Origin of the sequence: Burkholderia sp. Bp8991 (assembly GCF_003853795.1) — a bacterium.
In the GTDB taxonomy this organism is placed as follows: Bacteria; Pseudomonadota; Gammaproteobacteria; order Burkholderiales; family Burkholderiaceae; genus Burkholderia.
Map to the genome: position 1 here is coordinate 112,261 of NZ_QTQJ01000013.1, position 13,903 is coordinate 126,163.

Annotated in this window: 13 protein-coding genes; 5 read left to right on the forward strand and 8 right to left on the reverse strand. The window is 67.5% G+C overall.

From position 1 onward, the window contains the following. Nucleotides 1-13: 13 nt before the first annotated feature. The 8 genes from DIE02_RS17035 to DIE02_RS17070 all read right to left on the reverse strand — a co-directional run bounded on the left by DIE02_RS17035 (nt 14) and on the right by DIE02_RS17070 (nt 7,171). The gene (locus DIE02_RS17035) at nt 14-1,285 is read right to left on the reverse strand and encodes a pilus assembly protein TadG-related protein (protein WP_124522735.1); all 1,272 of its coding nucleotides are present in this window, start codon (nt 1,283-1,285) and stop codon (nt 14-16) included. Between the two features lie 27 nt (nt 1,286-1,312). After that, nucleotides 1,313-1,609, reverse strand: a complete 297-nt coding sequence (locus tag DIE02_RS17040) for a hypothetical protein (protein WP_044844304.1) — start codon at nt 1,607-1,609, stop codon at nt 1,313-1,315. Nucleotides 1,610-1,629: 20 nt separating this feature from the next. After that, on the reverse strand, nt 1,630-3,624 hold the full coding sequence (locus DIE02_RS17045; RefSeq protein WP_124487330.1) for a type II and III secretion system protein family protein: 1,995 nt from the start codon (nt 3,622-3,624) through the stop codon (nt 1,630-1,632). Nucleotides 3,625-3,737: 113 nt separating this feature from the next. Next, nucleotides 3,738-4,574 carry a Flp pilus assembly protein CpaB gene (cpaB, locus tag DIE02_RS17050; RefSeq protein ID WP_044844306.1) on the reverse strand — a complete coding sequence of 279 codons (837 nt, stop codon included), beginning with the start codon at nt 4,572-4,574 and terminating at the stop codon, nt 3,738-3,740. Nucleotides 4,575-4,609: 35 nt separating this feature from the next. Then, nucleotides 4,610-6,010, reverse strand: coding sequence for an ATP-binding protein (locus tag DIE02_RS17055; protein ID WP_124487331.1), 1,401 nt, complete (start codon nt 6,008-6,010; stop codon nt 4,610-4,612). A gap of 32 nt (nt 6,011-6,042) precedes the next feature. Continuing rightward, nucleotides 6,043-6,582 carry a prepilin peptidase gene (locus DIE02_RS17060; protein ID WP_044844308.1) on the reverse strand — a complete coding sequence of 180 codons (540 nt, stop codon included), beginning with the start codon at nt 6,580-6,582 and terminating at the stop codon, nt 6,043-6,045. A 31-nt stretch (nt 6,583-6,613) separates the two neighbouring features. After that, the gene (locus tag DIE02_RS17065) at nt 6,614-6,820 is read right to left on the reverse strand and encodes a Flp family type IVb pilin (protein ID WP_044844309.1); all 207 of its coding nucleotides are present in this window, start codon (nt 6,818-6,820) and stop codon (nt 6,614-6,616) included. 168 nt (nt 6,821-6,988) lie between these two features. Beyond that, nucleotides 6,989-7,171 carry a Flp family type IVb pilin gene (locus DIE02_RS17070; RefSeq protein WP_011880534.1) on the reverse strand — a complete coding sequence of 61 codons (183 nt, stop codon included), beginning with the start codon at nt 7,169-7,171 and terminating at the stop codon, nt 6,989-6,991. Nucleotides 7,172-8,221: 1,050 nt separating this feature from the next. Here DIE02_RS17070 and DIE02_RS17075 point away from each other — a divergent pair. From DIE02_RS17075 to DIE02_RS17095, 5 genes are all read left to right on the forward strand, one after another. Beyond that, nucleotides 8,222-9,457 (forward strand): glycosyltransferase family 87 protein, encoded by a 1,236-nt coding sequence (locus tag DIE02_RS17075; RefSeq protein WP_124522767.1) that lies wholly within the window; start codon nt 8,222-8,224, stop codon nt 9,455-9,457. Beyond that, on the forward strand, nt 9,457-10,836 hold the full coding sequence (locus DIE02_RS17080; RefSeq protein ID WP_124522737.1) for a glycosyltransferase family 87 protein: 1,380 nt from the start codon (nt 9,457-9,459) through the stop codon (nt 10,834-10,836). The genes DIE02_RS17075 and DIE02_RS17080 overlap by 1 nt, the downstream gene beginning before the upstream one ends. A gap of 23 nt (nt 10,837-10,859) precedes the next feature. Beyond that, the gene (locus tag DIE02_RS17085) at nt 10,860-11,903 is read left to right on the forward strand and encodes a glycosyltransferase family 2 protein (protein WP_124487334.1); all 1,044 of its coding nucleotides are present in this window, start codon (nt 10,860-10,862) and stop codon (nt 11,901-11,903) included. 16 nt (nt 11,904-11,919) lie between these two features. After that, entirely contained in the window at nt 11,920-12,303 is a 384-nt protein-coding gene (locus DIE02_RS17090; RefSeq protein ID WP_124487335.1) for a GtrA family protein, read from the forward strand. Between the two features lie 512 nt (nt 12,304-12,815). Beyond that, nucleotides 12,816-13,892, forward strand: coding sequence for an alpha/beta fold hydrolase (locus DIE02_RS17095; RefSeq protein ID WP_124522769.1), 1,077 nt, complete (start codon nt 12,816-12,818; stop codon nt 13,890-13,892). The last annotated feature ends 11 nt before the right edge of the window (nt 13,893-13,903 follow it).

Below are 13,903 nucleotides of genomic sequence, written 5' to 3' on the forward strand. Positions count from 1 at the left end.
GATCACGTCTCCACTATTGAACGAGCATCGGCACCTTGATGCCGGCCGAACTTCCGGTACCCGGCAAGCCGTGCGTCGCGCAGGGCGTCGTGCCGGATGCCGTCGTGCCGAGGTATTCGAGGTGTGCCGTCACGCCGCCGCTACCCGGGCTGAACGGCAGCGGATCGAGCATCAGCACGCAGTCCCACTGCGTGACGTGAAGCTTGCTGCTGCTGCCCGACAACGTCGAGCAGTCGCCTTCCGGTGCGAGCGCGAGCCGGCGGTCGCCGCCGAACGTCTGGTAATTGCTCGCCGTCGCCGTCCCGTTGGTCGAGATGCCGCTGCCGGTGGGCGGTGCGCCGTCGCCCTGGTAGGACTTGAAGCTCGCGCGGTCCAGCACGAACTGCGTGTATGCGTCGCCGACGATGCCCGCGGTTCCCGGCGGCCCGTAGTTGGGGCCGACGTACGCGTAGCCGGTGAAGTCCGGCTGGCCGCTCGAGCCGTTGGCGCCGTTCGTGTAGATCCCGAAGCGGGTGTTCCAGGCACGCAGCGACGCGGACTTCAGGCCCGTCGACCCGAGGTCGGGCGGCGACGTGATGTTGCAGGTGTTGCCGGACAGTTCGTTGGCGATGGTCGGCTCGTTCGTCGAACCGTCGAGCGCGGCCCAGCCGAAGTTGCCGGGCCCGTAAGTCGACGACGAGCCGGACGGCGACGAGATCCAGTCGCCGACCTTGTAGGGCGCGGCGGCAGCCGCACGGCACACGAACACCGGAATCGCGCAGGCCGTCTGCCCGGCGCCGACCGTCGCGATCGCGCTCGCCGCGACCTGGGCCGCGTTCGCGACCCGCACGCCGGGAATCGTGTTGAGCACCTCGATGAACCAGTGCGCGATGTTGCTCAACTGCGCGGTGCACTTCACGTACTTGATGTTCGCCGGCGTGGTAACCGCCGTCTTGGTCAGGAACGGATTGGTCAGCGAATCGCTGAACGTGACGTTCGAATCCGTCTGCATCTGTACCGCGTTCTGCTGAAAGAACGCGAAATTCGAGTGGCCGGCTGCGATGCCGTCCGCTTCCGAGACCTGCAGGCTGATGGCCGATGTAAGGTCGCGCGCAGCGGACAGCGCGCATGCGTCGGCGCTGTTCTGCAGTTCGCTGCGCGTGACGTACAGCTTGCCGAGGTCCAGCGCGAGACCGACGAACCCGATCATCACCGCCAGTGCGAGACCAACGATGATCGCGACGGCGCCTCGCTGGCGATGCATACCGCGACGCGTGAGATTCGGATGACGAGCTGCGCTGGACATGGCGTTCTCCCTGAGCTTGCCTGCGTGTTACTGCGCCGACTTGCCGATCCCGATCACGAATGCATTGGCTTTCGGCTCGGGCTGCTTGAACGACTTTTCGTAGTTGTCGAGTGCGGACGCGGCGGCGCTGCCGTTGACCCCCGGGTTCGATGCCGCGTGTTCGGCGGCATGCGGATCGATGATCTGGGCTTGCGTGACGGCGCGGACCGAGTCGCCGAAGCGGGTGTCCCACACCGGCGTCGACGACATGCAGCCGGCGAGCGCGAACGCGAGCGGGACGGCGAGCGCCGCGCGGCGCACGAATACGAGGTAGGCGGATTTCATGAGCTTCCCCTTGAATGGCTTCAACGATCGGTGGACTGGGGTTCCGTGCCCGCCCGCGCGATCTGCGCGTGCGCGGCGGCCGGCAAGCCGTGCTTCGAACGCGGCGCGGGTTTTGCCGGCGCGGCGGAGCCGGCGGCCGCGAGACGCGCGGCAGCCGCTTCGATGCGCGCGATCCGCGCCGCGGTAGCCGCGGTGGCCGCTTCGGCCTGCGGCTGCGACTGCTGTTGCGGCTGCGACTGCGGTTGCTCTTGCGGCTGCGCGGCCGGCGCCGGTTCGGCGCTCACCGTCCCAGCCGCGTCGGCAGCCGCGGCCTTCTGCGGCTCCGCCGGCACCGGCGCCGGTGCATCGGCGGGCTGCGGCGCACGCGGTGCGGGCAGTGCGGCGGCCGGTGCGGCCGGCTCAGCCGATTGCGGCGCCGGAGCAGGTGCGGGAGCCGGCGTCTGCGGTGCATCCATCGCGCCGCTCGCCGGTTGTGCGCCCGCCCGGCGGACACCCTTGCGGCCTTCCATGTTGCCGGTCGCATACACGTCGGCCTCGTTCGGCTTCGAGAAGCTGTCGGTCGGCAGCGGCACGTCGGCGGTCTGCAGCGGCCTCACCAGGTGCGGCGTGATCACGAAGATCAGCTCGGTGCGATCCTGCTGGAACGACGTGCTGCGGAACAGCGCGCCGAGCACCGGTACTTCACCGACACCCGGGATCGCCTTCAGCGCACCGGTCCCGTTGTCCTTGATCAGCCCGCCGATCGCGAACGACTCGCCGTCGCCCATCTGGACCGTCGTCGACGCGCGCCGCGTCGTGATCAGCGGCAGGATCGACGTGCCGCCGATGTTGGATGCGCTCAGCGTCACGCCCGTCTGCGACAGTTCCGACACTTCCGGCGCGACCTTCAGGCTGATCCGGCCGTTCCCGAGCACCGTCGGCGTGAACTTCAGCGCGACGCCGAATTCCTCTTCCTGCAGCGTGATCGACGACGTGCCATTGCCGCTGCTTTGCGGCACCGGGATGAAGATCCTGCCGCCGGCGAGGAACGTCGCCTCCTGCCCGCTGATCGTCACGAGATTCGGTTCCGCGAGGATCTTGACGAGGTTGTCGGTGTTCTGCACATCGGCCGCGATGCTGAACGGCCTGTTGTTCGCCTTGTTGAACACCGCGCCGCTTGCGACGCCCGCGAGCAGGTTGCTGACGAGCGCGCCGCTCCACGAGCCGAAGCCGCCCTGGATGTTGAACGCGCTGCCCATCTGGTTGATCAGCGTCTTCGACACTTCGGCGACCTTCACCTCGAGCATCACCTGCTGCGGCGACGTGACGGCCAGCATGTTCAGCACGCCGGCGCCCTTGCCGCCGCCGTCGCCGGCGCTGTCGCTGTACGCACGGGCGATCTGCACCGCCTGCTGCGCGGCCTGCGAGTTCGATACGTTGCCTGCCAGCACGATCGTGCCGGCGGCGGTCGACACGTGAATGTCGTGTTCGTTCGGCATCAGCTGCATCAGCGACGCCTGCAGGCCGCCGGCGTCCGCGCCGACCGCCACGTCGATCACGCGGCACGCACCGCTGCGCCCCTGCACGATCATGTTGGTCGTGCCGACCGACAGCCCGAGGATGTACAGCGTCTGCGGCGACACCATCGTCGCCTGCGCGACGGCCGGGTTGCCGATGGTCCGGTTGCGGACCGGCTCCGGCATCGGCACCAGCAGCGACTTGCCGAGCGGCACGCTGACGCTGGTCGACTCGCGTACCGCGCCCACGCAGTTCGGCCCGCGCAGCGGCCCCGGCGCCGCGGCGGGCGCGGCGGCCGGAGTCGGCGTCATGCTGATCGTCATCTGCATCGGCCCCTTGGCGGCCGCCGCCGGCGCGGCTGCACCGCCCTTCATCAGCGCGGCCGATTCGGCGGCTTCCTGGGCCAGTGCGCTGTATACGGTCAGCGTTCCGGCACAGAGGATCGCGGCCATCATCGCGCCCCGTGCGATACGCGTGCGCACCGGGCCGGTACCTGAATGTTGCGGATTGATCTTCATTTCGTCTGATCCCCCGAGTGACCGGCGAGGCGCCGGTTGTCGACTTTCAAGGCCGCCGTACCCTGACGGCGGCCGATCTGGTTAATGTGGTTATTTGCACGTGTTCTACGAATTCAGAAACATTCGACGCTGCCGTGTACCCCGGTCAGCACCCCGACGCAATCGCGGCGTGCTCCCGGTGCCGCATGGGATGCGACACGCACGCGCACGGTCTTCACCGGCGCGGGTGCGGGCGCTTCGGGTACCGGTGCCTTGCCGAGCAGCGTGAGCTTGGTCGCGCCGTCGGTGGTCAGCGTCTTCTGGTCGACCTGGTTGCGCAGCACGAGCGACAGCGTGCCAACGCTACGCGCGAGGTCGAGGCGCTCGGCCTGGTCGGGCGTGACTTCGAGCGTCACCGCGTTGACGACCTTCGGTGCGGTGTCGTCGCGGCTGACCTGCTGCGCGACGGCCAGCACGAGGATGTGCTCGAGCACGATCTTGGAGATGCTCTGCCCGTCGGTCTTGCCTTGCTGTTCCTGCGTGTTGACGATCACGTCGACGTAGTTGCCCGGCAGCGCGAAGCCCGCGACGCCGACCACGTCGTTCACCCGCACGGTAATCGCGCGGCTGCCGTCGGCGATCACCGCGGACAGCCCGCCCTTCGTGCCGACCGGCGCGAGCTTCGACTCGATCACCGGCTCGCCGCGGGCGAGGCTCGTGCGCACGACGCGCCCTTCGAGTTCCTTCGTGTCGGTGAACGCGCCGGTCGGCACGCTGCCCGACGGCCAGCTCACCATATGGATCTGGTTCGGCCCGAGCGGCTCGCCCAGGTTCAGGTCGGTGGTCGCCACCGCGACCGACGTGATCGAGCTGCTGGAGGTATTCATCAACCAGCGGGACGCGAACACGACCGCGGCAAGCCCCGCGACCATCGCGACGATCAGCATCATGAGCGCTCGACTGTTTTTCATGGCAATGCTCCTCAACGAATCGTGAAAGAAACGGCTCAACCGGTTACGTGCGTGCGACCGCCGTGGTCGGCAGGCGGCAGATACACGCCGTCGCGCTCGGGCGCCGTGCCGAAATAGCTGGCCCATGCGTCGTGCAGCGCGTCGTGCGTCACTTCGAGCGGATCGCCGCGATACCGCGCGCCGGCGGCGACGAGGCGCAGCAGATCCATCGGGAAGCATGCGAGATAGGCCTTGCCGGTCGGCAGGTGCAGCCGGTGCAGCAGATAGTCGAATGCGTCCTGCGTCGATACCAGGCCGAGCGACGCACATGCGGCGTCGAACACCGCGCGGTAGTGGTCGATCGACAATGCGCCGACGTGAAGCTTGGAGCCGAGCCGGCGCAGGAACGCGTCGTCGGCGAACTGCTCCGGCGCCAGGTTGCTCGAGAACACCGGCCAGACGTCGAACGGCAGCACGAAGCGGTTGCCTGACTCGAGCGTCAGGAAATCGACGCCGCGATCGAGCGGGCGCAGCCAGCGGTTGAGCAGGTCGCGCGGCTCGACACGCTGGCGGCCGAGATCGTCGACGATGTACATGCCCATGTTCGCCTTCATGTGCGGCGGCGCCTGGTAGAAGCCCGCCGCGTCATCGCGGCGCAGGTCGAGCTCGTCGAGCGTCAGCTCGCCGCCGGACATCACGACCGGCCGCTCGCACAGGCGCCAGCGGCGATCGACCGATTGGCCGTCCGCTTGCGCTGCCGCATCGACATGCACGAGCGGGTCGTAGATCTGGATCACTTCGCCGGCGGCGCAAATGGCGTACGGCACCGGCACGTGGCCGCCCATCAGCGCGCCGAGCCGCTCCGCGAGGAACGTCTTGCCGCTGCCGGCCGGGCCGTAGATCAGAAGTGGACGGCCGGAGTTCAGCGCGGCGGCCGCCGAATCGAGGATCGCCGTATCCATGACGACGCCGTCGAAGACGGCCCACACGTCGTTCTGGGCCACGCGCAGCTTGCGCACCGAATGGGTGGACACGCAGTCGAGATACGCGTCGAGCGTCACCGGCGCAGGGCCGCTGTAGCTGCTGCGCGCGCGCTCTTCGAGCGCGGCCAGGCGGCCTGCCTCGGTCAGGCGGAACGTCACGTCGAGGTCCGTCTTGCCGCGATGGGTCAGTTCGACCAGATGCTCGCGCACCAGGAACGCGAAGATGTCGTCGAGCACGGCGAGCGGGAGACAGTGACGCTCGATCAGGTCGCCGTAGGACGGGCGGCCGAGCACCAGCGTCGACTTCAGCACGAGCCCTGCGATGAACGCCTGGCTCAGTCCGGTTTCCTCGAGCGAGCGCGGCGCCGCCGGCAGTTGCGCGCCCGGCTTCGCGTGCGCCTCCCGCATGGGCGACGGAAGCGGCAGGTGTGCAACCTGCGCGTCGCGTCTCGGTTCGGTGGGATTCGTGTTCATGTTCGGTCCATCCTCGTTGCAGGTTCGGCGCGCTACGCGCACGATACGAACAGCATGCCCAGCGTGCCGGCGGCAATCGCCACGCCATACGGCAACGCACCGACCGACGCGAACTCCACGGGGCCGTCGGTTGCCCCTGCACGCGCCCCGGACGCGCGACGCGCGATCAGCGCCACGACGTTCGCCCACATCTGGCGCACGCGTCCGCGCAGCAGCGCGAAACCGATCGCGCCGATCCCGCCGGCCAGAAAGGCGGCCAGCACGATGTAGAACGTCATCTGGGCGCCGACCCACGCGCCGATCGCGAGCATCAGCTTCACGTCGCCTGCAGCCATCCCGCGCAACAGATAGAACGGCAGCAGCAGGCCGAAGCCGGTCGCGGCGCCGGCAAGCCATGCGAGCGCACCCGCCTGGATGCCGTGCAGCGCGCACTGGGCAACCAGCGCACCGGCCAGCCCGAGCGCGACGAGCCGGTTCGGGATGCGTCGGCTCGTGATGTCCGTGCTGGCCGCGACGACGACGAGCAGCGTCACGCACAACGGGACCGGGTAAGGCAGCGCGGCAGGCAACATGGCGAACCTCGACGGGATGTAATGATCAGGATCACTGACCCAGTGCGGTATTGACCGCCGCGGTCACGATCGACGCGATCGCGTTGTACATGTCTTCAAGCGAACCCTTCAGTACGACCACGCTTCCCAGCACGATGGTGGCGAATACCGCCGCGATCAGCGCATATTCGATCGACGTCACCCCCTGCTCGTCGGCGATCCATCGCGATACCGCTACCGCACATCCCCTGGTCCGCATGACGACCTCCGATTCGGTTGATCAAGAGAGCGGGGGAGACTCGAGCAGTGCACCGGCCGAGTCATCCGCCGTTCGGTTCATTCGACATCCGTTGGTTGGGTGTCCGGCCCTGATCGAGCGACGGGATGACGACGAACGGGCCGGACTCACCGTTCGCCGCCCCGCCATTCAGATGGCCGCGTTGAGGTCGTCTGCGATCGTGTTGAACACGGTCTTGAGATCGTTTCCGACCAGCGTCAATGCTGCAACGAGGCCGACTGCGATCAGCGCGGCGATCAGGCCGTATTCGATGGCCGTCACACCTTGCTCGTCTTGGACGAAACCGCGGACTTTCTGGATGAACGTGGACATGGCTAATCTCCTTTCGCACTACTATTGAAATCCCGTTGTCGGGTATCGACGCGGGGAGCTGGCACTACCGGCACAACGGCACAACAAATGGATTCGGATGCGGCGCTCAGCGACGGACACGGCAGGGTACGAGCCTGGCCGGGCGAACGATTGTCGGTGGGCTGATGCGTGCGATATCCATGCGCGCTGCGATCTGGCGAATGGCGCGATCGAGCAGAGCGAGAACGGCGCAACGACCGCCCCGTGCATGGATACGGATTGAACGGATGACGCAAGCGCGTCGATGCTGCTGCGGATATGCTTCGCGGCATGCGAGCCGCGACGTGCTCTGGTCTTTCATTTTTATTCCCCAAATGCTGTCATGTGATTCTTGTTGCGCGGACGATGCCGTCGCCTATTCGCTCGGTCGACGTTTCCGGCGGTTTTCACGGCCTGGGCGGCGTATTCCCCGACGCGCCCCCGATCCGTTGCTTTCCGCAGGTGATTGAGTCCGGTCTTGTCAGCCTGTTGCTTCAACCGGTCGTTCATCACGTCGTCGACTTTCGTGCGGACCTTGACGCAAAGAGCAGGCCAGCCGGAGGGGAATCCATACGCAGCAAGGGTTCCGGCGATTCACCGGTCAGTCGGGTTTCGGCGCGCTGCACAAAATGTTTCAGATTTGATATACGCACGCAGGCCGGCCCGGGATGCCGGCGGGGCGCCGCCGTGCTGTGCAAGGGCACCCAAAAATTTTCTCGGGATTTTCCCGAATCCATGCAGCCCGTCGCCGGACACGAATTCCGCACACCGCCGGACCGGCGAAAAACCCGGAATGTTTCAAGCGAGAAACATCATTTGCGCCGCTACGGTTTTCTCAGACGTGAAAACCCGGTTTTCCGCGCTGTCGCTGCCGAATCGATATCTCACGATTCAGCCCGCGGTTTGCGTCACGCGATTTTTTCTCCAACAATGCATTCACCGGACAGCGCCATCGAACGCGATTCGATCCGGATACACAGCAACACAAAAAGGCTGCGGCAGAGAAGCAGCCTTCACCGCAAACGGGGCATCATGTACACAGCCAATCGTGGAGTGCGCTATCGCGCCAAACGCTGTGCTCAATGGCTGACAGCCGACCGGATCATTCCGTACAGCTGCATCATGCTGATGCTGTGTGTTGGATTCCTGATCACCTGGGGCTTCGTGACGGATGCCTTCACGTCACAGACCACCGCACGGCCGGGTGTCGACTTCTCCGTCTTCTGGACCGCGTCGCAGCTCGTGCTGCAAGGCCATGCCGCCGCGATCTACGATCCGGTCCTCTTCTCCCATGCCGAGGTCGCGCAATTCGGTGCCTACATTGGCCACCAGTCGCTGCCCTGGCTTTATCCGCCGACGATGCTGCTGTTCATCGCGCCGGTCGCCCTCGTGCCTTTCCTGCCCGCGTATTTCCTCTTTTTTGCGGGCAGTCTTTTATGCTATGCGTACGCAGTCCTGCGACTGTCGGGTCTGCGTGCGCACCTGCCCGCTCCGCGCGCCGCCGCGCTCGTCGTGCTCGCCTACTCGGGCGTGTTCGCGTCCGTCCTGTACGGGCAGAACAGCATCCTGACCGCCGGCATCGCCGCATTCGCGCTGCATTTCCTCGGCCGACGCCCGATCGTCGCCGGCGTGCTGATCGGGCTGCTCGCCATCAAGCCGCAGCTGGCGGTGGTGTTTCCGTTCGTGCTGGTCGCGACCCGCTCGTGGCGCACCTTCGCGTCGGCAGCGATCACCACGGTGCTGTTCACCCTGGCCGGCATTGCGCTGACCGGCACCAGCTCCCTGCACGGCCTGGCTCAGGCGATGTCGATCGTGCGCGGCATGCATTTCACCCTTCCCGCCTACTGGTTCGTTTCGCCCACGACGTTCGCGGCGCTGCGGCTTGCGGGCGCATCGATTCCGGTCTCGCTCGCCGCCCAGGCCGCCGTCGGGCTGCTCGCAATCGCCGCCGCCGTCCAGGTGTGGCGTCGCACGGCCGACATTCGGCTGCGCGGCGCGGCGCTGGTGATCGCCACGCTGTTGACGACCCCCTATCTTTGGCATTACGAACTCGCGTGGCTCGGCATCGCGTTCATCTGCGTGATCGCCCACGGGCTCGACGAAGGCTGGCTGCCGGGCGACCAGATCGTGATCGTGCTCGCGTGGCTGCTGCCCATATTCGAGATATTCAACCGGATCACGAAGCTGCCGCAGATCGGCCCGGTCGTGCTGCTCGCCGTCCTGTTCGTCGTCGTGCGGCGCTCGACCCTTGCATCGGGGAATGCGTGATGAGATCGCCGCGCTCCCTTCTGCACGGCGATTCGGTGCTCGACGCACACCCGGAACTGCCGATCGCCGGCCCGCGCCGGTTCCCGCATTGGCTCAATCGCGATCGGGTACGCCTCTATGCGGCAGCGGTACTGCTGACCGAGTTGCTGTTCCTCTGCGTCTACCTCGCACGCGTGCACGGGTCGCATACGTCCGTGCCCGGGCCGCTCGCGCAGGATCTCGCGCCGATCTGGAGCGCTGCACGGCTCGCCGCGCACGGTCATGCGATCGACGCGTGGCATTTCCCGTCGCTCTTCGCGATCGAGAAACTCGCGATTCCGACGATGAATGCCGCGGACGGCTCGCTGCCGTGGCTCTACCCGCCCACCATGCTGCTGTTCGTGCTGCCGCTCGGCTGGCTGCCGTACATGTTCGCGCTCGTCCTGTGGATCGGCGTCACCTACGCGCTGTTCGCGGTGACGATCCGCGCGACCGTGCAGCGCGATGCGGCGCTGCTCTGCGCGCTCGCCTTCCCCGGCGCGTTTCTCACGGTGATCGTCGGGCAGACGAGCCTCCTGAGCGCGACGCTCGCCGGTTGCGGGCTTCTGATGCTGAATCGTCGTCCCGTCATCGCCGGCATCTGCTTCGGATTGCTGACGATGAAGCCGCAAATGGCGATCCTGTTCCCGCTCGCGCTGCTGTGCGCCGCTCAATGGCGCGCGCTGGCAGCGTGGGCGGTAACGATCGCCGGCGGCTTCGCGCTGTCGACGCTCGCGTTCGGCCTCGGCGCGTGGTTCGCATTCGCACACGGAATTCACGACGCAGCGCAGCTCGTCGGCGCCGGCCACGCACGGCTCGCGCGCATGCCGACCGTCTTCGCTCTCGCCACCCTCGCCGGCTGGCCCGCCTACGTCGCGCGCGGCCTGCAGCTGCTGTCGGCCGCGGCCGCCGCGATCGCCGTGGTGTACGCATGGCGCGGCGCGTGTTCGTACGCGCTGCGTGCCGCGACGCTCGCCTGCGCGTGCCTGATCGTCAGCCCCTATCTGTACGACTACGACCTGACCTGGTACGGGCTCGTGATCGCATGGTACGCACGCTATGCGTGGACGCACGGCTGGCGGCGCTTCGATCGCGAATGGCTGCTGCTGATGTGGGTGATGCCACTCGCCGGCCTCGTGCTGGTGCCGCATCTGTCGTTCCAGTTCATGCCGCTGGTCACGCTGGCTTCGCTGGCACTGCTCGTCAGCCGGATTGCACAAGAAAGGCACGACGTGCCGTCGATGCCCGACGCACGCGACAACTCGACCGAGACCGGCTTCCCGCATCCGGTCCGCCCACACCACCGCCCGGCGCACGGACTGCGCCGCAGCGGCCGCCCGACCTTCGGCGTCGGCCGCTGACACGTCATCACAGGGGACCCATCATGCGCGAACCGCTCTACACACCGCTCGTCTCGCTGGTCGTACCGTTCTACAACGAAGGCGAAGCCGTCGAACGCTTCTTCGACGTCGTGATCCCGCTGATGGCCAGCCTCGACGCGATCCGCTTCGAGATCGTCTGCGTGAACGACGGCAGCCGCGACGACACGCTCGAGCGCCTGATCCGGGTCAGCATGGGCGACCGCCGCGTGCGCGTGATCGATCTCACGCGCAACTTCGGCAAGGAAGCGGCGCTGACCGCCGGCCTCGACGAAGCGGCCGGCGACGCGGTGATCCCGCTCGACGCCGACCTGCAGGATCCGCCGAGCCTGATTCCGGTGATGCTCGAGCACTGGCGCGACGGCGCGGAAGTCGTCGCCGCGAAGCGCAGCAACCGCGCGTGCGACTCGTTCGCGAAGCGCACCGCCGCCGCGATCTACTATCGCGTGCACAACGTGCTGTCGGACGTGAAGCTGCCGGAGAACGTCGGCGACTTCCGGCTGATGGACCGCAAGGTCGTGAACGCGCTGCGCAGCCTGCCCGAGCGCCATCGCTTCATGAAGGGGCTGTTCGCATGGGTCGGCTACCGGACAGTGATCGTCGAGTACCAGCGCGACGCGCGCAGCGCCGGGCATTCGAAGTTCTCCGGATGGAAGCTGTGGAATTTCGCGATCGAAGGGATCACGAGCTTCAGCACCGTGCCGCTGCGCAGCTGGACCTATATCGGCGTCGGCATCGCCGCGCTCGCGTTCCTGTACGGCGCGTTCATCGTGGGGCGCACGCTGCTGTTCGGCAATCCGGTGCACGGCTACGCGTCGCTGCTGTCGGTCGTGCTGTTCATCGGCGGCATCGAGCTCATCGGCATCGGCGTGGTCGGCGAATATATCGGGCGCATCTACGACGAATCGAAGCAGCGTCCCGTCTATCTGATCCGCCGCCGCTACCAGACGCAAGGCAAGGTGGTCGAGCTGCCGGTCGCGCGCGATACGCGCCGCGCGGCCGCACGCCGCCGCGTCCAGCCGGCCCGCATGCGGGTCGGCGCCCGCTGAATCGGTGCAGCCGGCGATGTTCGCACTGCTCTACGCCGAGCGCGTGCGGCTGGCGCGCTTCGGCCTGTCCGGGCTCTGCTCGACCGCGCTGCACGTGCTGATCGCGTCCGCGCTGTACGCGCTGTTCGATGCGACGCAAGTGATCGCGAACGCCGTCGCGTTCGTCGGCGCGACGGCGTTCTCGTATCTCGCGAATACGCTGTGGAGCTTCTCGTCGAGGGTGCACTCGCGCAACCTGGTGCGCTATCTGACCGTTGCGCTGGCCGGCTTCGCCGAAACGATGGCGCTCGCGCGCGCCGCCGAACTGCTCGACGTACCGCGCGGCTGGGCCATCGTCGCAATCGCGCTGCTGATCCCGCCGACGATGTTCGTGCTGCACCGGGTGTGGACTTATCGGTGAATCCTTGGCACGCCGGCATCGCGACATGCGATTCCGGCGATGGCATACAAGCAATCGATACAAGGTCCGCCGGCGCGGCCGGCGGCATGGCGTCGTGGCATCGCCGAGCCATTCCACGCATCGCGACGAACGCATCCGCATCGGATTGCGTCGTCGGGGAGCAGGCCCGGTTCATCGCGAAGCCGGTCGCCGAATGCACATGGACGATGTCGAGCATCGCGTTCGGGACGGCCCGCGGTAGGGTCGAAGCATTCATCGATCCGTCACGGAACCATCGCACCCGAGACGCGCGATGCCTGCTAGCATGGCGCGTGGCCTGTCCGAATCGCGAGGCTGCCGGCAACATGTCGCGCGGCGCGGGTCGCGCCGTCGCCTCCGTGCCGGTCATGCCGCGGCACGTCGACGCGGACGCTTTCCCGCGGCACGCATCGTGCGCCGCCATCATTCGCCTTCCACCCGACGGCCGGCTTCGCCGCATGCTGTCGCGCGCGCCGCCGGCACGAGATCCGTCCATGCCCAGGAAAAAATCCAGCCTCTGGCTACGGCCTTTCGACCTGTTGACCGCCGCGACGCGCGCGCGGCCCAAAAGGAAGACCGCCAAGCCGGCGCCATCGGCGAAACGCCCCGCCACCGCACGAACCACGCGTCCCGCCCGCGCACCGGCGCCCGCCGCCCGCACGTCGCCGCGCCAGGCACCCGGCACGTGGCTGCGCTCGTTTCATTCCGCGCGCCCCGCCGCCGGCCAGCTCGTCAACCATCTTGCGTACGCGCTGTACCTGCCCGCCGCACCGGCGACGACCGACGGCCTGCCCGTCGTCGTCATGCTGCACGGCTGCAAGCAGACCGCCGAGTCGTTCGCCGCTGGCACCCGTATTTGCCGTGTCGCCGAGCGCGCCGGATTTGCCGTGCTGTTTCCCGAACAGGCGAAGACCGCCCACGCTCATCGCTGCTGGAACTGGCATGGCGATGCGTCGCAGTCGGAGGCCCCGGCGATCGCATCGCTCGTCGACGCGATCGTGCGGGAGCGCGGGTTCGATCGCGACCGTGTCTATCTGGCCGGCATCTCGGCCGGTGCCGGGCTGGCCGCGCGTCTGGCGCTCGACTTTCCCGAGCGCTTCGCGGCCGTCGGCCTGCACTCCGGGCCGGCCATCGCGCCGCCGTTGTCGACGATGGCCGCGATGAGCCTGATGCGCCGCGGTCTGCGCGACGATCCGGTACGCGTCGTCGATGCCTGCGTCGACGGGCGCGCTTATCCGGGCATGCCGGCACTCGTCGTGCACGGCGGGCTCGATACGGTCGTCGCCGAGCAGAATGCGCTGCAGCTGGGAGTCGCGTTCGCGCGGATCAATCGGCTCGTCGACGCACAGGGTGAGCTGCGCGTCGGCGAGCAACATACGTACGCGCACGACGATGCGGATTACACCGACTATCTGCGCGGCGGCACGCTGATCGTGCGGGTCTGCATCGTGCGCCGCCTGGCGCACGCGTGGAGCGGCGGCGATCCGCGCGAAGCATTCCACTCCGCGACCGGGCCGGACGCGACCGCGATGTTCTGGAATTTCTTTCGAAGGCGGCGGCGCAAGCGGTAGCGGAGATGCGC